General features: G+C 66.6%; 20 protein-coding genes and 5 tRNA genes. 17 read left to right on the top strand and 8 right to left on the bottom strand.

Annotated elements, in window-relative coordinates; translation table 11 throughout:
• The first annotated feature begins 39 nt into the window (after nt 1–39).
• The 3 genes from HAV18_RS22715 to HAV18_RS22705 all read left to right on the top strand — a co-directional run bounded on the left by HAV18_RS22715 (nt 40) and on the right by HAV18_RS22705 (nt 3,559).
• Nucleotides 40–1,137, top strand: a complete 1,098-nt coding sequence (locus tag HAV18_RS22715; protein ID WP_166960122.1) for an ABC transporter permease — start codon at nt 40–42, stop codon at nt 1,135–1,137.
• The gene (locus HAV18_RS22710; protein WP_166960119.1) at nt 1,134–2,756 is read left to right on the top strand and encodes an ABC transporter ATP-binding protein; all 1,623 of its coding nucleotides are present in this window, start codon (nt 1,134–1,136) and stop codon (nt 2,754–2,756) included. Before HAV18_RS22715 ends, HAV18_RS22710 begins: the two co-directional genes overlap by 4 nt.
• Before the next feature lie 128 nt (nt 2,757–2,884).
• The gene (locus HAV18_RS22705; RefSeq protein ID WP_011352498.1) at nt 2,885–3,559 is read left to right on the top strand and encodes a C40 family peptidase; all 675 of its coding nucleotides are present in this window, start codon (nt 2,885–2,887) and stop codon (nt 3,557–3,559) included.
• Between the two features lie 148 nt (nt 3,560–3,707).
• On the opposite strand, the gene HAV18_RS22700 is transcribed toward HAV18_RS22705, so the two are convergent.
• Nucleotides 3,708–4,634, bottom strand: coding sequence for a patatin-like phospholipase family protein (locus tag HAV18_RS22700; protein ID WP_166960116.1), 927 nt, complete (start codon nt 4,632–4,634; stop codon nt 3,708–3,710).
• A gap of 280 nt (nt 4,635–4,914) precedes the next feature.
• Here HAV18_RS22700 and gltX point away from each other — a divergent pair, with 280 nt between their 5' ends.
• The 7 genes from gltX (at nt 4,915) to HAV18_RS22665 (ending at nt 8,020) form a co-directional block, all read left to right on the top strand.
• The gene (gltX, locus tag HAV18_RS22695; protein WP_166960113.1) at nt 4,915–6,324 is read left to right on the top strand and encodes a glutamate--tRNA ligase; all 1,410 of its coding nucleotides are present in this window, start codon (nt 4,915–4,917) and stop codon (nt 6,322–6,324) included.
• A gap of 128 nt (nt 6,325–6,452) precedes the next feature.
• Nucleotides 6,453–6,528: transfer RNA gene (locus HAV18_RS22690), tRNA-Ala, on the top strand.
• A 141-nt stretch (nt 6,529–6,669) separates the two neighbouring features.
• Nucleotides 6,670–6,745: transfer RNA gene (locus HAV18_RS22685), tRNA-Glu, on the top strand.
• Nucleotides 6,746–6,825: 80 nt separating this feature from the next.
• Nucleotides 6,826–6,902: transfer RNA gene (locus HAV18_RS22680), tRNA-Asp, on the top strand.
• Between the two features lie 63 nt (nt 6,903–6,965).
• Nucleotides 6,966–7,041, top strand: a tRNA-Glu gene (locus tag HAV18_RS22675).
• Nucleotides 7,042–7,119: 78 nt separating this feature from the next.
• Nucleotides 7,120–7,196 (top strand) — tRNA-Asp (locus HAV18_RS22670).
• 359 nt (nt 7,197–7,555) lie between these two features.
• Nucleotides 7,556–8,020, top strand: coding sequence for a GNAT family N-acetyltransferase (locus tag HAV18_RS22665; protein WP_027787064.1), 465 nt, complete (start codon nt 7,556–7,558; stop codon nt 8,018–8,020).
• Between the two features lie 26 nt (nt 8,021–8,046).
• Here the strand turns inward: HAV18_RS22665 and HAV18_RS22660 are convergent, their stop codons facing one another.
• On the bottom strand, nt 8,047–8,922 hold the full coding sequence (locus tag HAV18_RS22660; RefSeq protein ID WP_166960109.1) for a helix-turn-helix domain-containing protein: 876 nt from the start codon (nt 8,920–8,922) through the stop codon (nt 8,047–8,049).
• 266 nt (nt 8,923–9,188) lie between these two features.
• Between HAV18_RS22660 and HAV18_RS22655 the strand changes: the two genes are divergently transcribed.
• The gene (locus tag HAV18_RS22655; protein ID WP_166960106.1) at nt 9,189–9,602 is read left to right on the top strand and encodes a gamma-glutamylcyclotransferase; all 414 of its coding nucleotides are present in this window, start codon (nt 9,189–9,191) and stop codon (nt 9,600–9,602) included.
• A 126-nt stretch (nt 9,603–9,728) separates the two neighbouring features.
• Here HAV18_RS22655 and aceB read toward each other — a convergent pair whose 3' ends face one another.
• Together aceB and HAV18_RS22645 are read right to left on the bottom strand one after the other, a co-directional pair.
• Nucleotides 9,729–11,321 (bottom strand): malate synthase A, encoded by a 1,593-nt coding sequence (gene aceB / locus HAV18_RS22650; RefSeq protein ID WP_166960103.1) that lies wholly within the window; start codon nt 11,319–11,321, stop codon nt 9,729–9,731.
• Nucleotides 11,322–11,386: 65 nt separating this feature from the next.
• Nucleotides 11,387–12,148, bottom strand: a complete 762-nt coding sequence (locus HAV18_RS22645; RefSeq protein WP_166960100.1) for a haloacid dehalogenase type II — start codon at nt 12,146–12,148, stop codon at nt 11,387–11,389.
• 154 nt (nt 12,149–12,302) lie between these two features.
• Between HAV18_RS22645 and HAV18_RS22640 the strand changes: the two genes are divergently transcribed.
• Both HAV18_RS22640 and HAV18_RS22635 read left to right on the top strand, forming a co-directional pair.
• Nucleotides 12,303–13,208 (top strand): LysR family transcriptional regulator, encoded by a 906-nt coding sequence (locus tag HAV18_RS22640; protein ID WP_166960097.1) that lies wholly within the window; start codon nt 12,303–12,305, stop codon nt 13,206–13,208.
• A 168-nt stretch (nt 13,209–13,376) separates the two neighbouring features.
• Entirely contained in the window at nt 13,377–13,811 is a 435-nt protein-coding gene (locus HAV18_RS22635; RefSeq protein WP_031399397.1) for a universal stress protein, read from the top strand.
• A 187-nt stretch (nt 13,812–13,998) separates the two neighbouring features.
• On the opposite strand, the gene aceA is transcribed toward HAV18_RS22635, so the two are convergent.
• From aceA to HAV18_RS22620, 3 genes are all read right to left on the bottom strand, one after another.
• Nucleotides 13,999–15,306 (bottom strand): isocitrate lyase, encoded by a 1,308-nt coding sequence (aceA, locus tag HAV18_RS22630; RefSeq protein WP_166960094.1) that lies wholly within the window; start codon nt 15,304–15,306, stop codon nt 13,999–14,001.
• A gap of 394 nt (nt 15,307–15,700) precedes the next feature.
• On the bottom strand, nt 15,701–17,254 hold the full coding sequence (locus tag HAV18_RS22625; RefSeq protein ID WP_166960091.1) for a DEAD/DEAH box helicase: 1,554 nt from the start codon (nt 17,252–17,254) through the stop codon (nt 15,701–15,703).
• 370 nt (nt 17,255–17,624) lie between these two features.
• Nucleotides 17,625–17,894 carry an acyl-CoA-binding protein gene (locus tag HAV18_RS22620; protein WP_166960088.1) on the bottom strand — a complete coding sequence of 90 codons (270 nt, stop codon included), beginning with the start codon at nt 17,892–17,894 and terminating at the stop codon, nt 17,625–17,627.
• A gap of 147 nt (nt 17,895–18,041) precedes the next feature.
• On the opposite strand from HAV18_RS22620, the gene tsaB reads away from it, so the two are divergent.
• The 4 genes from tsaB to HAV18_RS22600 are packed head-to-tail and all read left to right on the top strand — an operon-like array spanning nt 18,042 to nt 21,274.
• Nucleotides 18,042–18,809: a tRNA (adenosine(37)-N6)-threonylcarbamoyltransferase complex dimerization subunit type 1 TsaB gene (gene tsaB / locus HAV18_RS22615; protein ID WP_166960084.1), complete on the top strand. Its 768-nt coding sequence runs from the start codon at nt 18,042–18,044 to the stop codon at nt 18,807–18,809.
• Nucleotides 18,806–19,306, top strand: coding sequence for a ribosomal protein S18-alanine N-acetyltransferase (gene rimI / locus HAV18_RS22610; protein ID WP_166960081.1), 501 nt, complete (start codon nt 18,806–18,808; stop codon nt 19,304–19,306). Before tsaB ends, rimI begins: the two co-directional genes overlap by 4 nt.
• A complete protein-coding gene (locus HAV18_RS22605) occupies nt 19,293–20,312 on the top strand; it encodes a uracil-DNA glycosylase (RefSeq protein ID WP_166960078.1) in 1,020 nt (339 codons plus the stop codon). The genes rimI and HAV18_RS22605 overlap by 14 nt, the downstream gene beginning before the upstream one ends.
• Complete coding sequence (locus tag HAV18_RS22600; RefSeq protein ID WP_166960562.1) at nt 20,309–21,274, top strand: DUF1853 family protein; 966 nt, start codon at nt 20,309–20,311, stop codon at nt 21,272–21,274. The genes HAV18_RS22605 and HAV18_RS22600 overlap by 4 nt, the downstream gene beginning before the upstream one ends.
• Before the next feature lie 18 nt (nt 21,275–21,292).
• Here HAV18_RS22600 and thiD read toward each other — a convergent pair whose 3' ends face one another.
• Complete coding sequence (gene thiD, locus HAV18_RS22595; RefSeq protein WP_166960075.1) at nt 21,293–22,102, bottom strand: bifunctional hydroxymethylpyrimidine kinase/phosphomethylpyrimidine kinase; 810 nt, start codon at nt 22,100–22,102, stop codon at nt 21,293–21,295.
• Nucleotides 22,103–22,109 lie beyond the last annotated feature (7 nt).

The raw sequence follows: 22,109 nt of genomic DNA, 5'->3' as shown, positions 1-22,109 counted from the left end.
GTCCGTCTGCATGCCCGGCGTCACCGGGCGAGGTGCGCGATGAACCGGGCCGTCGTGTCGTCCCGCATCGACGCGGCGCGCGCCCGCGTGTCGCCGTCGCCCGCGCGCCGCGTATGGCAGCGCTTCAGGCAGCAGCGCCTCGGCTACTGGAGCTTCGTGATCTTCGTCGTCGCGTTCGCCGCGAGCGTTGCGGCGCCGCTGTGGTCGAACGACAAGCCGCTCGTCGTGCGTTACGACGGCCAGTACTATTTCCCGCTGTTCCATGCGTATCCGGAGACGACCTTCGGCGGCGATTTCCCGACGCCGGCCGACTATCTCGATCCGTACGTGCGCAAGCGGCTCGAGGCGCCCGGCAACTTCGTCGTCTACCCGCCGAACCGTTACTACTACGACACGCTGAACTACTTCTCGAACGTGCCGAACCCCGCGCCGCCGTCGCGCGCGAACTGGCTCGGCACCGACGCGCAGGGGCGCGACCTGCTCGCGCGGCTCGTGTACGGGTTCCGCGTATCGGTCGAGTTCGGGCTGATCCTGACCGTGATCGGCACGCTGCTCGGGATCGCCGCAGGCGCCGTGCAGGGCTTCTTCGGCGGGCGCATCGACATCATCGGGCAGCGTCTGATCGAGATCTGGAGTTCGCTGCCCGAGCTGTACCTGCTGATCATCTTCGCGTCGATCTTCGAGCCGAGTTTCCTGCTGCTGATCGTGCTGCTGTCGCTGTTCGGCTGGATCGGGCTCGCCGACTACGTCCGCGCGGAATTCCTGCGCAACCGCACGCAGGACTACGTGCGCGCGGCGCGCGCGATGGGGCTCACGAACGGGCAGATCATCTGGCGCCATGTGCTGCCGAACAGTCTCACGCCGGTGATCACGTTCCTGCCGTTCCGGATGAGCGGCTCGATCCTCGCGCTCACGAGCCTCGATTTCCTCGGGCTCGGCGTGCCGCCGCCGACCCCGAGCCTCGGTGAGCTGCTCGCACAGGGCAAGGGCAATCTCGACGCATGGTGGATCTCGTTGTCGACCTTCGGCGTGCTGGTCGCGACGCTGCTGCTGCTGACCTTCATGGGCGACGCGCTGCGCAACGCGCTCGATACGCGGATCGCCGATTCGGTGCGCGCGGCGGGAGGCCAGCGATGAGCGAGCCGGTCGTATCGACGCAGCATGAGCCGCTGCTGGCGCTCGAGCATCTGCACGTGCGCTTCGGCGACACGGTTGCGGTGGACGACGTGACGCTCGAGATCGGCCGCGGCGAGCGCGTCGCGCTGGTCGGCGAGTCGGGTTCCGGCAAGAGCGTGACCGCGTTGTCGATCCTGCGGCTGCTGCGCGACGCCGACGTGAGCGGCGCGATCCGCCTCGCGGGGCAGGACCTGGCTGGCAAGAGCGAGCGCGAGATGCGCGGGCTGCGCGGCTCGGACATCGCGATGATCTTCCAGGAGCCGATGACGGCGCTCAACCCGCTGTATACGATCGGCGTGCAGATCGGCGAGACGATCGTGCTGCACGACGGTGTATCGGCGGTCGAGGCGCGCAAGCGCGCGATCGCTCTGCTTGCGCGCACGGGCATCGCGGAGCCGGAGAGGCGTGTCGACAGCTATCCGCACCAGTTGTCGGGCGGCCAGCGGCAGCGCGCGATGATCGCGATGGCGCTGGCGTGCCGGCCGCGGCTGCTGCTGGCCGACGAGCCGACCACCGCGCTCGACGTGACGATCCGCGCGCAGATCGTCGATCTGCTGCTGGAACTGCAGCGCGAGGAAGCGGAAAAGCGCGGGATGGCGATCCTGCTGATCACGCACGACCTGAATCTCGTGCGGCACTTTGCGGATCGCGTCGCGGTGATGGAGCACGGCCGGCTCGTCGAGAGCGGGCCCGTCGAGCGGATCTTCGCGGAACCCGAGCACCCGTATACGCAGCGGCTGCTGAACAGCCGGCCGCAGCGCGCGGTCGAGCCGGTGATGCCGATCGCGCCCGTCGTGCTCGATGCACGCCACGTGAGCGTGCAGTTCGCCCGCAAGCGGCCGGGTATCGCGGGCTGGTTCGGCTCGGTGCCCGTGACGGCCGTCGCGGACGTGTCGGTGTCGGTGCGGCAGGGCGAGACGCTCGGCATCGTCGGTGAATCGGGATCCGGGAAGTCGACGCTCGCGATGGCGCTGCTCGGCCTGCAAAAGACGGTCGGCGGCACGATCGAATTCCAGGGGCGCGCGCTGTCGACCTATCGCGGCCGCGAACAGACCGCGCTGCGCTCGAACATGCAAGTGGTCTTTCAGGATCCGTTCAGTTCGCTTTCACCGCGTCACACGATCGAGCGGATCGTCGGCGAGGGGCTCGAACTGCACCGCCCGGACATGTCGCCCGATGCGCGTCGCGCGAAGTCGCTCTCGGTGCTGCGCGAAGTCGGCCTCGACCGCACGGTGTTGCACCGTTATCCGCACGAATTCTCGGGCGGGCAGCGCCAGCGGATCGCGATCGCGCGCGCGCTGGTGCTGGAGCCGCGCATCCTGATCCTCGACGAGCCGACGTCCGCGCTCGACGTGTCGATCCAGCAGCAGGTGCTGAAGCTGCTCGCGAATTTGCAACAGAAATACAACCTCGGCTATGTATTCATCAGCCATGACCTGGAGGTGATCGGGGCGATGGCGCACCGCGTCGCGGTGATGCAGGACGGGGCCGTCGTCGAGTCGGGAGAGGTGGCCGACATCTTCACCAAACCGTCACATCCTTACACACAAAAGCTGTTGAAAGCGGTCTGGAAAGCGTGATAGGCCGCCAATGGTCTGACCATCTCGATTGTATTTATTAATTTGTTTTGACAAACGATTACGCGCTGGCTAGTATCGACCGAAATTTTCCGCCAATCAGCTGATTTTTAAGCAAATTCCATCGACCAATGCAGCATCGATCCCTGACCCAGGCATGCGCGCGCACCATCGCCGGGCTGTTCATCGGCGCCCTGTTTGCAGCAGCTCCCGGCGCGTTCGCCGACGAAGTCAGCAGTTTTAACCAGAATGTCACGAATTCGACGCAGAACGCGTCGAATTCCTCCCTCCAGCAGACCAGCGCGCAGCCGTCGAGCGGCGGCGCGAAGTCGTTCCTCGCCGGCATGGCCGGCAAGGCGGGCGACGTGGTCGTCGGCGCGCTGAACATGATCGGCGTGCGCTATCGCTGGGGCGGCAACTCGCCGGATTCGGGCCTCGACTGCAGCGGTTTCGTCCGCTACGTGTTCCAGGACACCCTCGGTATGTCGCTGCCGCGCCGTGCGGAAGAGATGAGCCGCGTCGGCGAGAAGGTGAGCATGAGCAACCTCAAGCCGGGCGATCTCGTGTTCTTCAACACGATGCGCCGCACGTTCTCGCACGTCGGCATCTATATCGGCGACAACAAGTTCGTGCACTCGCCGTCGACGGGCAGCACCATCCGCGTCGACGATCTCGATAGCGGCTACTGGGAAAAGCGTTTCACCGGCGCGCGCCGGCTTGAATCGGAGTTCCCGATGAAGCCGGAAGATCTGCGCCAGCGCGTGCGCGCAACGATTGGCGACGATTCGGCGAACGGCAACAACTGACGTTCGGCGGCCAGTCCGGCCGGATCGAAAAAAACCCTGTCACCGAAAGGCGGCAGGGTTTTTTGTTTTGGGGCGGCGCAAACGGTGAGCCGGCAGGCGCCCCGTCGCTTGCGGGCCGGCGGCGTGGGCCCGCAAGCGCATCGCGTGCTTACGCGGCAGCCACGCCGCGCGCTGCCGCGAGCTTGCGCTGCAGTTCCGGCATGATGCGCGCGACGGCTTCTTCGCCCGCAAGGATGGCCGCGTTGCGCTGGTTGAAGTCGCTGCCGCCCATGGCCGCGAGGTTCGGGCGGATCACGACGTCCGCGTACTTGTCGAGCTCGTAGGTCTTGATCGTCTGGCCCATGATCGTGAAGGTCTGCAGCAGCATCTCGATCGGGTTGTTGGTTGCCGCGCCGTCCGGCCGGGCCGAGATGTCGACCGCGATCACGAAGCTCGCGCCCATCTTGCGTGCGTACGATGCGGGCACGGGGCTCACGAGGCCGCCGTCGACATATTCGCGGCTGCCGATCTTCACCGGTTCGAACACCGACGGCACGCTGCACGACGCACGCACCGCGAGCCCCGTGTTGCCCTGCTGGAACAGGATCGGCTGACCGCTCTGCAGATCGGTCGCGACGATGCCGAGCGGCTTCGCCATCTTCTCGATCGGCCGGTTGTTGAGCGTCTTGTTCAGGAAATTCTGCAGCGCCACGCCTTGCAGCAGCCCGCGCGAGCGGAATGGCAGCGCCCAGTCGCTGATCGCCGCCTGGTCCATGTCGAGTGCGATCTTGTTGATCTGCAGTGCGCTCATGCCCGATGCATAGAGTGCGCCGACCACCGAGCCCGCGCTCGTGCCCGCGACGATTTCGACCGGGATGCCGCGCGCCTCGAGCGCCTTCAGCACGCCGATGTGCGAGAAGCCGCGCGCGGCGCCGCCGCCGAGCGCGATGCCGATCTTCACGGGCTTCTCGTGCGACTGTGTGGAGCCGGACGCATTGTCCGGGCGGGATTTGTCGCCGAACGACGTGCAGGCAGCGAGGCTGGCGGACGCGGCGGCGATCGTGAAGTGGCGGCGCGACAGGCGAGAGGACGACATCGAATGGTTCTCCGGCGGCTTGGCGGCGGGTTACACGGCCCGCGGCGGCGATAGGTTCCGAGCGGCCGCGCGGCGGGTTCCGTGCGGCCGGTGCCGCGCCGGCTGGCGGCCGCGGCGCGCACATCATAAAGCAAGCGGCGCCCTTGGCGCGATGTGCGGCGCGAGTATAATTCCGGCTTCTTTCCCGTTCCGGGCGCGGCCGGCCCCGTTGCTGTCCGGGCTGCCGCCGTCGATCCCGCGTCGAATCATTCATGCGCCCCAGGCGTTCGAGTTACCGTTTATGACCCGTCCTGTCCGTACCCGCTTCGCGCCGAGTCCCACCGGCTTCATTCACCTCGGCAACATCCGCTCCGCGCTCTATCCGTGGGCGTTCGCCCGAAAGATGGAAGGCACGTTCGTGCTGCGCATCGAGGATACCGACGTCGAGCGCTCGTCGCAGGAAGCGGTCGACGCGATCCTCGAAGGGATGCAATGGCTCGGCCTGGATTTCGACGAAGGCCCGATCTACCAGATGCAGCGGATGGACCGCTATCGCGAGGTGCTCGCGCAGATGCTCGAGAAGGGCCTCGCGTACCCGTGCTACATGTCGGCCGAGGAGCTCGACGCGCTGCGCGAACGCCAGCGCGAGGCCGGCCTGAAGCCGCGCTACGACGGTACGTGGCGTCCGGAGCCCGGCAAGGTGCTGCCGGAGCCGCCGGCTGGCGTGAAGCCGGTGCTGCGCTTCCGCAATCCGCTGACGGGTACGGTCGTGTGGGAGGACGCCGTGAAGGGGCGTGTCGAGATTTCGAACGAGGAGCTCGACGACCTCGTGATCGCGCGCCCGGACGGCACGCCGATCTACAACTTCTGCGTGGTGGTGGACGACATGGACATGGGCATCACGCACGTGATCCGTGGCGACGACCACGTGAACAACACGCCGCGCCAGATCAACATCCTGAATGCGCTCGGCGGCGAAGCGCCCGTCTACGCACACCTGCCGACCGTGCTGAACGAGCAGGGCGAGAAGATGAGCAAGCGGCATGGCGCGATGAGCGTGATGGCGTATCGCGACGCGGGCTTCCTGCCTGAGGCCGTCGTCAACTATCTCGCGCGCCTCGGCTGGTCGCACGGCGACGCCGAGATCTTCTCGCGCGAGCAGTTCGTCGAATGGTTCGATCTCGAGCATCTCGGCAAGTCGCCCGCGCAGTACGACCACAGCAAGCTGAGCTGGCTGAACGCGCATTACATCAAGGAAGCGGACAACGCGCGCCTCGCCGAACTCGCGAAGCCGTTCCTCGACGCGCTCGGCATCGACGACGCGGCGCTCGCGACGGGCCCGGCGCTCGATGCGGTGGTCGGCTTGATGAAGGATCGCGCGACGACGGTGAAGGAGATCGCGGAAGGCGCGACGATGTTCTACCGTGTGCCGGCACCGGAAGCCGATGCGATCGCGCAGCACGTGACCGATGCGGTGCGGCCGGCGCTGGCCGATCTCGCCGCCGCGCTGAAGGCGGCCGACTGGACGAAGGAAGCGGTGTCCGCTGCGCTGAAGGCGACGCTCGCCACGCACAAGCTGAAGATGCCGCAGCTCGCGATGCCGGTGCGCCTGCTGGTGGCGGGCACCACGCATACGCCGTCGATCGACGCGGTGCTCGTGCTGTTCGGTCGTGACGTCGTGGTGTCGCGCATCGAGGGCGCGCTCGCCTGAGGTTCGTGCGTCGCTGAAGCTGTCTGCGCGTGAGTGCGCGGCAGCTTCGCAAAATATTTCGCGCGAATCGCAAAAAGGGTATTTACAAGATCAAAGTAGGTCCATATAATCTCATTTCTGTTCTGCAAGGGGGTATAGCTCAGCTGGGAGAGCGCTTGCATGGCATGCAAGAGGTCAGCGGTTCGATCCCGCTTACCTCCACCATCAGAACAAACTGGATTGATTTGCGAAGCAGCAGTGGTAGTAATAAATGCTTCACAAAATGATTCAAAGCAGTTAGAATTCCGGCCTTCGCTGTTGATTGAAAAGTGAATAGCGAAAGTCAGACAGATCTGAAAAGATTTTGTCCCCTTCGTCTAGAGGCCTAGGACATCACCCTTTCACGGTGAGTACAGGGGTTCGAATCCCCTAGGGGACGCCAGATTCAGCGGCGTTTCGTAGAAATGTCGCAACGCTTGCAGGAACGTAACCGACGTCCTGCAGGTGAGGGTAAAGAAAGCTGGAGCGGTAGTTCAGTCGGTTAGAATACCGGCCTGTCACGCCGGGGGTCGCGGGTTCGAGTCCCGTCCGCTCCGCCAGAACGAAGCCCGTTCAAGACGTTTTTGAGCGGGCTTTTGTATTAAAGATGTAAGCAGTACGTTGTCCCCTTCGTCTAGAGGCCTAGGACATCACCCTTTCACGGTGAGTACAGGGGTTCGAATCCCCTAGGGGACGCCAGATTCAGCGGCGTTTCATGGAAGTGCCGCAACGCATGCAGGAGCGTGACAAGGTCCTGCAGGCGAGGTAAAGAAAGCTGGAGCGGTAGTTCAGTTGGTTAGAATACCGGCCTGTCACGCCGGGGGTCGCGGGTTCGAGTCCCGTCCGCTCCGCCAGAAAATGAAGAAGCCCGCCTAGTGCGGGCTTTTTCATTTGCATTTCCGGTTGCGCCCGCTGGCGGGCGCGTGACTGCGGATCGGAGGAAGCCGCCTGCGCGGCTTCCGGCGGGACTCGAAGGGATGCGCGTGCGCGTGCACGCGCATCCGCGCCCTGCAGGATGTAGGCGAGTCCCGTCCACTCCACCAGAAAATGAAGAAGCCGGCCTGGTGCGGGCTTTTTCATTTGTGTTCCCGGTCGTGCCCGCTGGCGGCACGTAACCTCCGGTCATCCGGCGTCGAACCGCTACGAGAAATCCGCGATTGCATCCGCACGCGACTGCGCTATCGTGGCGGGATGCGTTCTTGACCCCTGCGCGATGCTCGATCCGACCGACCTGCGACTCCTGTATCAACTCCGGCCCGCGGAGGCTGGCGATTTTCCGTTTGCCGAAGCGCTGACGCACGGCAACATGGGCGGCTACTACAAGCGCCATGGGCTTGTGTGGCGCAGCGACCTGTTCTACGCGAGCTGGCGCGAATCCGAGAACTTCATCCTCGAGGCCGACGGCGAGCGCATCGGCGTGCTGCGCGTGACCGAGGAGGGCGACTCGCTGCACATCCGCGACGTACAGATCGCGGCCGGTCATCGCGGGCAGGGCGCCGGCACCTACATGCTCGACATGTCGCACCGCTGGGCGCGTGCGCGCGGGCTGCACGAACTGCAACTGCGCGTGTTCGTCGACAATCCTGCCGCGCGTCTCTATTTGCGCATGGGTTATCAGGTTGCCGGGTCGCGGCTCGCGCAACTTGGCTCGATTCGCCACATGGTGCGGCCAGTCTGAAGGCCCGATGACCCGGAACGAGACGTTCAGCGGACAGCGCCGATTGCGTCGTCGTCCGGGGTTTCGTCGTCTGCGAGGCTGCCTTCCGGGCCGCGGTGCTCGTAGCCGCGCAGCATGAACGCGCGCGGGCTTTGACCGAATGCCCGTCGGAACATCGCCGAAAAGGCGCTCTGGCTCTGGTAGCCGAGTTCGCGCGCGATATGCGACAGCGGGCGCCCCTGGTTCAGCAACGGAATGGCTCGTGCCAGCAGTGCCTGCTGACGCCACTGCGAGAAGCTCACGCCCAGTTCCTGCTTGAAGAGCCGCGAAATCGTGCGCGTACTCGCACCGACCTCGCTTGCCCAATGTTCGAGAGACTCCGCGTGCGCCGGATGCGCGAGTACCGATTCGCACAGCATGCGCAGCCGTTTTTCGTCGGGCATCGGCACCGCGAGCGGCAGCGGTTCGGCATGACTCAGCTCGTCGAGCACCAGCCCGCACAGCAGGCGCTCGCGCGCGGTGCTCAAGTCGCGCGCGTCGAGTGCGACGATCAGTTCGCGCAGGAGCCCCGTCACTTCGACAACGCGGCACGCGTCAAGCCCTTCCGGCACGATCGACTCGTCGATATACAGCGTGCGCAAGAACGCCTCTTCGACGATCACGACCTCGTGCGTCACGTGCGGCGGTACCCAGATCGCGCGGGACGGCGGCACCATCCATGTCGTGCCGGTCGTCGCGACGCGCAGCACGCCGCGTGATGCGTACGCAAGCTGTGCCCACGCATGCGTGTGCAGCGGGATGCGGCGTCCGGCGTCGAGCAGCCGTGCGCGCACGCGCATCGGATGGACGGCGGTCGGTGCGAATTCGGGCGGGATGTCGATGACGTACGGGTTCGGTACGTCGGCTTGGACGGGCGGATTCATGGACGATTCGGGCAGCGCGGCGGCGATGCCGTTATTGTAGAAGGCGCCGCGAAAGCGCATGCGGCGGTTTGTCGGCCGATCATGCCGCGATCAAATGAACTTTGTGTGGGGCCGGGCGATTTCTGGACTGCCCGGGGCGGGGCGCGCTTGCGGGTTCGAACCATCGGGCCGGTATCGTGGTCTATCGATGCGCGGGCGATTTCGCACGAATCGCGCACGAATCGCGCGCGAACACAGCAACATACGAATCAAAGAGGAGAACCACGATGCGTTACGTATTCGTCTACGGCACCCTGAGAAACGGGGAGGCCAACGACATCGGCCACGCGGCCGCCAGGCACGGGATCGCCGCGCCGACGCTGCTCGGCGCCGCCGCGCTGCCGGGCGAACTGTACGATTTCGGTACGTATCCGGGGATGATTGCCGGGTCGGCCGGCAAGTCGCTGGTCTGGGGCGACGTCTACGAGGTCGACGACCTGCTCGTTCCGGTGCTCGACGAGATCGAGCGCGTCTATCCGGGCGTCGACTCGCTGTTCAAGCCGGAAGACGTGACCGTCGAGCTCGGCGGCCGGCAGTACGCCTGCCTTTACTATCCGGTCGCCGCGCACGCGACAGCCGGGCGCCCGCGCATTGCATCGGGCGACTGGGTTCAGCACCGGCGCGAGCGGGAAGCCGTCTGACCGGTTGCGCGGCAGCCGCTCCCGCCGCAAAGGAAAAAGCGCCCCGAGGGGCGCTTTTGTTTATGCCGTCATCGCATGCGACCGGCACCGACGAAGGGTCGGCCCCGATCGAGACGGGCGGCTTCGTCAGATTTCCTCGTACAGCGGCAGCGTCAGGAATTCGGTGAAGCCTTCCGACGTCGACATCTGCTCGAAGATCGCCGCGGCGCGCTCGTACGGCTGCGTGTTGCCGCCGACCGAACGCTTCACGTTGTCGAGCTCGACCTTCGAGAGTTCGCGCACGAGTTCGGCCGTGACCTTGCGGCCGTCGTCGAGCACGCCCTTCGGCGAGCGGATCCATTGCCACACCTGCGAACGGGAAATCTCGGCCGTGGCCGCATCTTCCATCAGGTTGTGGATCGGTACGCAGCCGTTGCCGTCGAGCCATGCGCCGAGGTAGTGGATGCCGACGTTGATGTTGTTGCGCAGGCCGGCTTCGGTGATCGGCGCTTCAGGCTGGAAGTCGAGCAGGTTCTTGCCTTCGACCTGCACGTCGTCGCGCTGCTTCGCGATCTGGTTCGGCTTGTCGCCGAGCACCTTGACGAACTCTTCCATCGCGATCGGCACGAGGCCCGGGTGTGCCACCCAGCCGCCGTCGTAGCCGTCGGTCGCGTCACGGGCCTTGTCCGAGCGCACGCCGCCCATCGCCTTGTCGTTCGCTTCCGGATCGTTCTTGATCGGAATCAGCGCTGCCATCCCGCCGATCGCCGGCGCGTTGCGCTTGTGGCAGGTCTTCAGCAGCAGCAGCGCGTACGCGCGCATGAACGGCACCGTCATCGTGATCTTCGAACGCTCGGCCAGGCAGAAGTCGCGGTCGTTCTTGAACTTCTTGATGGCCGAGAAGATGTAGTCCCAGCGGCCGGCGTTCAGGCCGGAGCTGTGTTCGCGCAGTTCGTAGAGGATTTCGTCCATCTCGAACGCGGCGAGGATCGTCTCGATCAGCACTGTCGCGCGGATCGTGCCGCGCGGCACGCCGACGGCTTCCTGCGCGGCGACGAAGATGTCGTTCCACAGCCGTGCCTCGAGATGGCTTTCCATCTTCGGCAGGTAGAAGTACGGGCCCGAGCCGCGCGCGAGCAGTTCCTTCGCGTTGTGGAACAGGAACAGCGCGAAATCGAAGATGCCGCCGGACACGCGCTGGCCGTCGACCGTCACGTGCTTCTCGTCGAGGTGCCAGCCGCGCGGACGCACGATCAGCGTCGCGACCTTGTCGTTCAGCTGGTAGGACTTGCCGTTCTGCTCGAGCGAGATCGTGCGGCGCACCGCGTCTTTCAGGTTGATCTGGCCGTCGATCTGGTTCGTCCAGCTCGGCGCGTTCGAATCCTCGAAGTCCGTCATGTACGAATCGGCGCCCGAGTTCAGCGCGTTGATGATCATCTTGCGCTCGACGGGGCCCGTGATCTCGACGCGGCGGCATTGCAGGTCGGCCGGCAGCGGCGCGACCTTCCAGTCGCCTTCGCGGATCGCCTTCGTCTCGGCCAGGAAGTCGGGGCGCTCGCCCGCGTCGAGGCGTTTCGTGCGCTCGACGCGCGCCTGCAGCAGCGTCTGGCGGCGCGGTTCGAACGTGCGGTGCAGCGCCGCGACGAGTGCGAGCGCTTCGGGCGTCAGGATTGCTTCGTAACCCGGCTTGATTTCGCCGGTGATCGTCATGCCTTGCGGCAGCGTGATCGGGGTGCTCATGAGTCTCATCTCCTTGGTCGGTCAGTTGCGGTTTCGGTGAAGGGGGAAGGCGGCAGCTGCAAGCGTCATGCACCCGGGCCGGGGCGCGTGCGGTTTGCGGGTCTGCCGGACGGAGCCGGGGTGGCGAGGAATGCGAGCAGGTCGGCCATGCTGGTGCCGGTGCCGTCGGGCGGCGCGCCGAGTTCCTCGGCGGGCGCGCCCGTGCGGTTGAGCCAGAACGTCGTGTAGCCGAACCAGACGGCGCCGGCGACATCCCACGCGTTCGACGACACGAACACGATGCCGCGCCGGTTCGGTCCGAACGCGGCGGTGCCGAGCGCGTAGGCGGCTGGACTCGGCTTGTACGCGCGCACGGTGTCGGCCGACAGCACGCGATCGAACAGCCCGGACATGCCGGCGCTCTTGATCGCGATGTCGAGCATCTGCGGCGTGCCGTTCGACAGGATCGCGAGCGGCGGGCGCGGGTCGAGCGCGCGCAGCTTGCGCAGCGCGGGCACCGTATCGGGATAGGTGGACAGGCAAGCGTATTCGTCCATCAGCCGCTTCTCGGCCGCGCTGTTCAGCGCGAGCCCGAGCCGGCGCGCCGCGAACCGCAGCGCATCGAGCGTGATGTCGCGGAACGGGCGATAGCGGGCCCCGGCCGGATCGGCGAGCGTGCGTAGCTGCGAGTATTCGATTTGCTTGCGTCGCCACAACTGCGACAACCGTTCCCCGTGACCGGGAAACATTTGTTCCGCCGCGGCCAGGACCGCACGCACGTCGAACAACGTGCCGAATGCGTCGAAGAGGATTGCGTCGGGAGTGGAGAGTGTCGTTGTGGCCGACATAGCCTTGCGCTCCAGTTTCAGAGGTCAGGTGAATTCTATTCGTGATCGTATTCGCCAAAAAAGACGCTAAACATCACTTGATCTTTTACTTTCATATACCTAATCTTGAGCGGTTTAAGCTATTTGAAGGGCGGCAGCGCCGCCCCTGCGAGTCATGGACCGGTTCAAGCAGATCGAAACATTCGCTGCGGTCGCGGCGAAGGGCAGCCTGTCGGCGGCCGCGCATGCGGAAGGCGTCGCACCGGCGATCATCGGCCGCCGCCTCGACGCGCTCGAGGAGCGGCTCGGCGTCAAGCTGCTGGTGCGCACGACGCGCAAGCTCACGCTGACGTTCGAAGGCTCGGCGTTCCTCGAGGATTGCCAGCGGATCATCAACGACATGCAGAACGCGGAGGCGAGCGTGTCCGCCGGCGGTGTCAAGGCGAGCGGCCACTTGCGCATTTCCGCGCCGGCCGGCTTCGGCCGACGGCACGTCGCGCCGCTCGTGCCCGAATTCAGCGTCGGGCATCCGGATGTATCGGTCACGCTCGACCTGTCCGACCGCATGGTCGACCTCGTCAACGAGGGGTTCGATTGCGCGGTACGGCTCGGCGAGCTGCCCGACTCGTCGCTCGTGTCGCTGAAGCTCGGCGAGAATCGCCGCGTATGCGTCGCGGCTCCCGCGTACCTCGTACGGCGCGGCACGCCGGCTACGCTCGCGGAACTGGCGCGGCACAACTGCCTCGCGCTCGCGGCAAACGCGAACCAGCAACGCGGCTGGGCGTTCCAGGAGGACGACACGGTCGTGTCGATCCGCGTGAACGGCACGATGGAATGCTCGGACGGCGCGGTGCTGCACGAGTGGTGCCTCGCCGGTCATGGCCTGGCGTGGCGCTCGTGGTGGGAGGTCGGGGAGGACATCGCGGCCGGCCGGCTCGTGAGCGTGCTCGACGCATTCGCTGCTCCGCCGATCGGCATCCACGTGGTGTTCCCGCAACGCCGGCATCTGCCGCTGCGCGTGCGGCTGTTTCTCGATTACCTGAAGCACACCTACGAGCGGCCAGGATATTGGGGCGAGTAGCCGTATCGGGCCGCGCCCGCCCGCGCGTTTCCGATATGAGGGCGAACCCGCTGCCGGGGCCGGTCGGGCGGTTTCGCGCACTACACTCGTAGGAGGCATGTCCGACGCGTCGCGGCCGGCCCGGATGGGATCGCGGCGTGCGGCGTGCACTTGACGAAGGAGGGCGCGATGTTCCGGCACATCCTCGTTCCAACCGACGGTTCCGAACTGTCGCAGAAGGCGATCGACGGCGCGATCGACCTCGCTCGGGCGGTCGGTGCGCGCGTCACGGCCTACGCGTGCCTGCCGCAGTACCCGTACTCGCCGTTTTCCGAAGTGATCATCGAGCCGCCTGCCGATTTCCGGGCGCGCAGCGAGCGCGAGGCGCGCGCGCACCTCGACGAGGTCGAATCGGCGGCGAAGGCGGCCGGCGTCGACTGCGACACCTGGACGAGCGTGCATCCGTCGCCGTATCTCGGCATCATCGAGGCGGCCGAACGCGGCGGCTGCGACGTGATCTTCATGGCGTCCCACGGACGCCGCGGGCTCGGCAGCTTGCTGATCGGCAGCGAGACGCAGCGCGTGCTGACCCATACGAAAATTCCGGTGATCGTCTATCGGTAGGGCGGCGCCCTGGAAAAAGGGCGCGCCGGACGGAGCCGGCGCGCGTCGTTGCTGGCGGCCCGCAGGCCGCGCGGCCGGTCGCGCGATCGGTATCGCGCGCCTGCCGTCTCCTCCCTGATTTTTGTTCGGTGGCCGATGCCGCGCCCTCATCAGACGGGGCGGGCATCGGCATGACGCCAGGCGCGGGTTACGCGACCTTCTTGCCGTCGAAGAACTGTTCGTCTTCGGTCGAGCCGTGCAGTGCGGTCGTCGACGCTTCGCGCTCGACCGTCTGCGTCACCGCGTCGAAGTAGCCGGTGCCGACTTCGCGCTGGTGCTTGACGGCCGTGAAGCCCTTGTCCGCAGCCGCGAACTCGGCCTGCTGCAGTTCGACGAATGCGCTCATCTGCGTGCGGGCATAGCCGTGCGCGAGGTTGAACATCGAGTAGTTCAGCGCATGGAAGCCGGCCAGCGTGATGAACTGGAACTTGTAGCCCATCGCGCCGAGTTCCTTCTGGAACTTCGCGATCGTCGCGTCGTCGAGGTTCTTCTTCCAGTTGAACGACGGCGAGCAGTTGTACGACAGCAGCTTGCCCGGGAGCTGCTTGTGGATCGCTTCCGCGAACTTCTTCGCGTACTCGAGATCCGGCTTGCCCGTTTCGCACCAGACCAGGTCGGCGTACGGCGCGTAGGCGAGACCGCGCGAGATCGCCTGCTCGATGCCCGGCTTCGTGCGGAAGAAGCCTTCCACCGTGCGCTCGCCCGTCAGGAACGGTTTGTCGTTGTCGTCGACGTCGGACGTGATCAGGTCGGCCGCTTCCGCGTCGGTGCGGGCGACCAGCACGGTCGGCGTGCCCATCACGTCGGCCGCGAGACGCGCTGCCGACAGCTTCGCGACGGCTTCACGGGTCGGCACGAGCACCTTGCCGCCCATGTGGCCGCACTTCTTCACCGACGCGAGCTGGTCCTCGAAGTGGACGCCCGATGCGCCGGCTTCGATCATCGCCTTCATCAGTTCGAACGCGTTCAGCACGCCGCCGAAACCGGCTTCCGCGTCAGCGACGATCGGGGCGAAGAAATCGACATAGCCTTCATCGCCCGGGTTCTTGCCCTCCGACCACTGGATCTGGTCGGCGCGCGTCAGCGTGTTGTTGATGCGCTTCACGACGAGCGGCACCGAGTTTGCCGGGTACAGCGACTGGTCCGGGTACATTTCGCCCGCGACGTTCGCGTCGCCAGCCACTTGCCAACCGGACAGGTAGATGGCCTTCAGGCCGGCCTTCACCTGCTGCATCGCCTGGTTGCCGGTCAGTGCGCCGAGTGCGTTGACGAACGGCTCGTTGTTGATGAGGCTCCACAGTTTTTCCGCGCCGCGCCTGGCGAGCGTGTGCTCGATCGGGATCGAACCACGCAGGCGGACCACGTCATCAGCCGAATAGCTGCGCTTGATGCCCTTCCAGCGCGGATCGGTTTCCCATTGCTGTTGCAGTTCCTGTGCCTGTTGCTGACGCGACATGATGAACTCCTTGATGCGGTGCGATGCCTGATGGGTTGAATCTGACGGTGGTGAGGCGGTTCTCGAAGCCGGGAGCGGTACATTCCGGTTCGTGAGGTCTTGTATAAGAGTCTAGGCAAATCGACCGGAGCGGGACAGGGGGCTTTTTGAGGCGGGGATAAAATTTTTAGTTGTTTTAAATCAGTATCTTGAAATTGAAATTTCAAGATGAGAAATGCTTTTTCCCATCCCGCAATCGCTCGGGTTGTGCCACGCAACATGATTTTTTACGACACAAAAAAATTTTCCGCATCGTGAAATGTGGGGCGGGGCGAAAAAAAACCGGCGCAGGTGCGCCGGTTGGCTGGATGGGTGGGGCCCATCCGTGGGGCGGCGAGACGCCGCCCTTGCGTGCTTACGACGCGGAGTTGCTGCGACGCGGGCCGCCGCTGCGCTGACCGTCGCGACGCGGGCCGCCGTCACGGCTGCCACCCGGCTTGCCGCTCCAGCCGCCGCCATTGCCGCCGCCGTAGCTGCGGCCGTTACCGTTGCCGTTACCGCCATAGCCGCCGCCCGGCTTGCCGCCGAAACGTCGACCACCGCCGTTACCGCCGCCCGGACGGCCGCGGCCGCCGTTGCCGCCGTTACGCGGGGGTGCCTTGCGCGGCTCGAAACCTTCGATCACGTTGACCGGCAGCGGCGAGCGCACGAAGCGCTCGATGCGCTTGAGCGCGCCTTGCTCGGCGTGGTGCACGAGGCTCACTGCCGTGCCCGAACGACCTGCACGGCCGGTACGGCCGATACGGTGCACGTAGTCTTCCGCGAACTTCGGCAGGTCGTAGTTGAACACGTGCGTGATGCCCGGGATGTCGATGCCGCGTGCCGCGACGTCGGTGGCCACCAGCACGCGCACGCGGCGCTCGCGCAGCGCACGGATCGTGCGGTTACGCGCGCCTTGCGGCAGGTCGCCGTGCAGCGCAGCCGATTCGAAGCCTGCGTCGGCGAGACGGCCGGCGAGCTGGTCGGCGTCGATCTTGGTCGCCGTGAAGATGATCGCCTGGTCGAGCGCGTCGTCGCGCAGCAGGTGATCGAGCAGGCGATCCTTGTGATCGCGGTCGTCGACGTAGTGCACGGTCTGCGCGATGTTGGCGCGCGACTCGAGGCGCTGCTGGATCTCGATGCGTTCCGGATCCTTCAGCAGGCGGCCCGTCAGCGAACCGATCTTGCCGTCGAGCGTGGCCGAGAACAGCATCGTCTGGCGCGACTCGGGCGTGGCGGCGACGATCGTCTCGATGTCTTCGATGAAGCCCATGTCCAGCATGCGGTCGGCTTCGTCGAGCACGAGCATCTTCAGTTCGGACAGGTCGATACGGCCGCGCTCGAGGTGATCGAGCAGACGGCCCGGCGTGGCGACCAGGATTTCCGGGTTCTTCGCGAGCAGCATCAGCTGCTGGCCGTAGGCGACGCCGCCGAGGATGCTGACCGTGCGCAGGCGCTTCAGGTGCTTGCCGTAGGTCGATGCGGCCGTGGTGACCTGCATCGCGAGTTCACGGGTCGGCGTCAGCACGAGCAGGCCCGGGCGCGCGACGGGTTGCGGGCGGCGCGCACGGCGGTCGCCCTGGTTCGGTTCACGCGGCGCGCGCGGTTGCTGCGCCAGCGTCTTCTGGAGCTGCGCGAAACGTTCGATCGCGGGCAGCATGAATGCGGCGGTCTTGCCCGAACCGGTCGGGCTCGACACCAGCAGGTCGCGGCCGGCGATGCCGGCCGGAATCGCGCGCTGCTGGACCGGCGTCGGCTTCACGTAGCCGGCGGCCTCCAGCGCGGAGACGATCTCCGGCGACAACCCGAGCGACGCGAAGCTCGGCTCGTCCGACGCCGGTTCGACCGCGGCCGGTGCGGCGGCGTCGTCGAGACCGAGCGCCTGGTCGGCGATCGCGTTGAGCGGGCTGGAGTTGATGCTCGAAGTCATAACAATCCTTGAAACACAGTGGGTGAAACGTCGGCGCCAATCGCGCATACCCAAGTCGTCGGATTCAGCGAGCAAATCGGGAAACGGGTGCAATCCGCCGAACCGTCGGCGGATGAGGCATTAGAAGCTGTTTTGGGTGCGGCGCGCTTCAGGAGCGGGGCCGCCAGCCTGATAAGTGACGACCGCGAAGGTCGAAGCAGGAGGGGACAGGTTCTAAACCGGATTGGAGCTTAACGCTACGAGGCGTCAGGCCGGACGGCTTGCGAGCCGAGCGCGGGAGGTGACGCAGGCAGCATTATAAAGCGATTTGCTGCGCTGCGCCACTGATTTGATTGCCTATTGCGGCCGGGGGCGGCCGGAGGCTATTCGGTCAGGAAGCCGTGCCGTTCTTCAGCGATTCGACGAGCTCGATGTACTGCTGCCTTGCCGCATCCTGCGACGTGCCCTTCAGTGCATCCCATGCGTCGTACTTGTATTTGCCGACGATGTCGGTGAAGCCCGGCTTGTCGCCATGGGCGTCGCCGTCGGTCGCCTGCTTGAAGAGCGCGTACAGGCGCAGCAGGGTCAGGTTGCCCGGCCGTTCCGTCAGTTGCTTGACGTCGATCTGGGCCTGGTCGAATTGGGCGGTGAGTTCGCTCATCGGGTGTCTCCGTAAGGGTTTCAGGTCGGGCGATCTTAACAAGCGGACCGCCGCGCGGGGTCGAGCGATCCTTCCAAACCGCTGCCGGGCCCGCGCGTGCGCACGGATCGGGCCCGATCGCCCGTGGGAGCGGGGTGCCGCATTACAATGTCGCCCATGACGCAAACAGTGCTCCTCGCCATCGATACGTCGACCGAATACTGCTCGGTCGCGCTGCTGCGCTCGGCCCACGCCGATGACGCCGTTTCCACCCCGCAAACCTGGGTCCGCCACGAGCTGACGGGCGCCGTGTCGAGCACGCGCGTGCTGCCGGCAATCCAGGAACTCTTCGCCGAATCGGGGCTGACGCTCGCCGATTGCGACGCGATCGCGTTCGGCGCGGGCCCCGGCTCGTTCACGGGCCTGCGCACCGCGACGGGCATCACCCAGGGTCTCGCATTCGGGCGCGGGCTGCCGGTCGTCCCGATCGGCACGCTGCTCGCGTGCGCCGAGCACGCGCGGTTGCGCGCGCCCGGCACGACCCGTGTGCTTGCCGCGCTGGATGCGCGGATGGACGAAGCCTACTGGGCGGACTTCGCGTGGGACGACAGTGCGGGCGACTGGCTCACGCTGCATCCGGCTTCGCTCGATGCACCGGGTGCCGTCGGCGTGCCCGATACGCCGTTCACGCTCGCGGGCAATGCGGCCGCCGCGTTCGGCGCGCAGTTGCCGGCCGCGACGCACGCAGCCGTGATCGACGGTGACGCGATGCCGCACGCGCTGGCGGTCGCCCATGCGGCGCTGCGCGCGTTCCGTGCCGGCCGTGCGGTGCCGGCCGATCAGGCCGCGCCGGAGTACGTGCGTGACAAGGTTGCACAGACGACCGCCGAACGCGTCGCGGCACGCGCCGCGCAGACGGGCGGAGCGAAGGGATGACGGGTGTACTGCTGAGCGACCGCTATCTGGCGCCGATGACGGACGCCGATCTCGACGAGGTCGTCGCGATCGAGCACGTCGCGTACGAGTTCCCGTGGAGCCGCGGCAACTTCGAGGATTCGTTGCGCAACGGTTATCTGGGCGTGTGCCTGCGGCACGTGACGGGTTCGCTGATCGGCTATTGCGTGCTGATGCCCGTGGTCGACGAGATGCACCTGCTGAATCTGTGCGTCGCACCGGCTGCACAGCGTGCGGGTGCGGGCCTTGCGCTGCTGCGCGAGGCCGTGCGCATTTCGCGTGCGGAGCGGCTCGACGGCGTGCTGCTCGAGGTGCGACCGTCCAATCCGCGCGCGGTCCAGCTGTACGAGCGTTTCGGCTTCGTGACGATCGGCCGGCGCAAGAATTACTACCCGGCGAAGCATCACAGCCGGGAGGACGCGATCGTGATGCGTCTGACGCTGAACAAGGATGAAGGGGACGCGCATGGCATGGGCTGAAGCGGCGCTCGAGGAAATGGGCCTCGCGCAGATCTGGGTACGGCGCGGGCAAGGCGCGGATGAAGGCGCGGCGGCCGAAGCACCCGCCGCGGCGCAAACAGGTGCGGTCGCCGCACCTGCCGTCGTGGCCGAGCGGCCTGCGCGCACCGCGCGTACGCCGGTGCAAGACGAGGCGCCGCCGGCGGTGGCGCGGAACGTCGATGTTCCGCCGGCTCGCGAGCCGGTCGCCGCTGCGCGCCGTGTCGACGACGGTGATCGCGCGCCTGCACGGGGTACGCCGGTCGCCTCGACCGACACGATGCCGCCGCTGGACGATGCTCCGCCTGCCGGAGCCGACGATTTCGCGTGGTTCGATGCGGCGCCGCCGGGCGATCCCGTGCCGGCGGGCCCGTTGCGGCGCGCTGAAACCCCGGTTGCAACACTCGACTGGGACGCGCTGGCTGCGCGCGTGGCCGACTGCACGCTCTGCCGGCTGTGCGAGAAGCGGACCAACACCGTGTTCGGGGTCGGCGACCGCGAAGCGGACTGGATGCTGATCGGCGAAGCGCCGGGCGAGAACGAGGACAAACAGGGCGAGCCGTTCGTGGGCCAGGCCGGCAAGCTGCTCGACAACATGCTGCAGTCGCTGTCGCTCAAGCGCGGCGACAACGTGTACATCGCGAACGTGATCAAGTGCCGCCCGCCCGGCAACCGCAACCCGGAGCCGGACGAGGTTGCGAGCTGCGAGCCTTATCTGCAGCGCCAGGTCGCGCTCGTGAAGCCGAAGCTGATCGTCGCGCTCGGCCGCTTCGCCGCGCAGACCTTGCTGAAGACGGATGCGAGCATTGCGTCGCTGCGCGGCCGCGTGCATGAGTACGAAGGCGTGCCGGTGATCGTGACCTATCACCCGGCGTACCTGTTGCGCAGCCTGCAGGACAAGTCGAAGGCGTGGGCCGACCTGTGCCTCGCACGCGACGCGTTCCGGCGCGCGGAAGGTGCCGACGCGAACGGGCCGGCTGGACAATGACGGCCGGCGTGGCGTGCGCATTCGTCGATACGCTGCATGACGCCGCGGTTCGCGATCTGGGCTGGTTGCTTGCCAGCCCGAGCCTGCTCACGGCGGTACCGGGCGCGCCGCTTGCGCGCCCGTGGCCGGATGCGGCCGGACAGTCGGCCGTCGAAGCCTGGCTCGCCGCGCTCGATGCGCAGCCCGAGCCGCTGCATCGCTCGCTCGACGGGCTCCGGCCCACCCGGCTCGGCCGCTACGCCGAATGCCTGCTCGAATATTTCCTGGCGCACGGCCCGTCGCTGCGGCTCATCGCGGCCAATCTCCCGCTGCGCAGCAATGGCAAGACGCTCGGCGAAGTCGATTTTCTCGTCGATGCGCCGGGCGGGCAGCGCCTGCACTGGGAACTCGCGGTGAAGTGCTATTTGTGCGCGCCGGTACGCGCCGGTGCGTCGCTTGCCGACTTCGTTGGCCCCAATCTCGTCGACCGGTTCGACCGCAAGCGCCGCCGGCTGCTCGATCACCAGTTGCGGCTCGGCGAACACGACGGGTTTGCGCGGCTCGGCTTCGGCGCGCCGTCCGACGCGCAGATGTTCATCAAGGGCTGGCTGTTCTATCCGAATGGCGTGCCGTTGCCGCCGGTGTCCGCCGAAATCGCGCCGGATCACCCGCGTGGTTTCTGGCTGACGCACGCGCAGTGGCCGGCGTGGGCGGCCGCGCAGCGTGCCGGCGCCGCATGGAGTGTGTTGCCGAGGTTGGCGTGGCTGGCGCCGCGACGTGCCGCCGCCGATACCGGATTCGAACCCGAACCGCTGGCGGCCGCTCTGGAACTGCCGCCCGTGTTGACGACGCGCGAGGCCCCTGCGCTGATCGGCGTTCATGAAAAGGGCAGTGACGGCACGTGGCGCGAACGGGCGCGCGGCTTTGTCGTGCCGGACGACTGGCCGGTGCGCGCCCAGGCGTTCGCGGCGCAGGATCACTGACGCCGCGTCAGCCGGCGCTCACCACCAGCGATGGAAGTGATGGACAGGGCCGACGCCGTGGCCGACATCGAGGCGGCCGCTCGCGGCGATTGCGCCGGTCAGGTAGGTCTTGGCTTCGCGCACTGCGCTTTCGAGGTCGGGCTGCTGCGGCAGCAGCGCGGCGATCGCCGACGACAGCGTGCAGCCGGTGCCGTGCGTGTTGCTGACCGGCAAGCGCACGCCGTCGAGCCGCACGGTGCGCGCCGCTTCGACGAGCCAGTCGGGGCTCGCGGACGCGTCGGGCAGGTGGCCGCCTTTCATCAGCACGGCGCGCGCGCCCGTCTGTAACAAGGCCCGGCCTTGCCGGACCATGTCGTCTTCCGTGGTTGCGGGCACATCGTTCAGCAGCGCGGCCGCTTCGGGCAGGTTCGGCGTCACGACCGTCGCGAGCGGCAGAAGCGCATCGCGCAGCGCGTCGACGGCATCGGGCGCGAGCAGCGCGTGCGAGCTCTTCGAGATCATCACCGTGTCGAGCACGACGAAGCGTGGCGCATAGCGCCGCAGTGCGTCGGCGACCGCGTGCACGATCGCTGCATTCGCGAGCATCCCGATCTTGACCGCATCGATGCGGATATCACCGAACACCGCGTCGAGTTGCGCGGTCACGAACGCCGCGTCCGGCGCATGCACACCCGTTACGCCGCGGGTGTTCTGCGCGGTCAACGCGGTGATCGCGCTGGCGCCATATGCGCCAAGCGCGGAAAAGGTCTTCAGGTCGGCCTGGATGCCTGCGCCGCCGCCCGAATCGGAGCCGGCGATCGTCAGGATGTTGGGTATCGGGTGCGTCATGATGGCA

It is taken from the genome of Burkholderia sp. D-99, assembly GCF_011605345.1.
Classification (GTDB): Bacteria; Pseudomonadota; Gammaproteobacteria; order Burkholderiales; family Burkholderiaceae; genus Burkholderia.
This window is presented reverse-complemented; position numbering and strand designations above follow the sequence as displayed.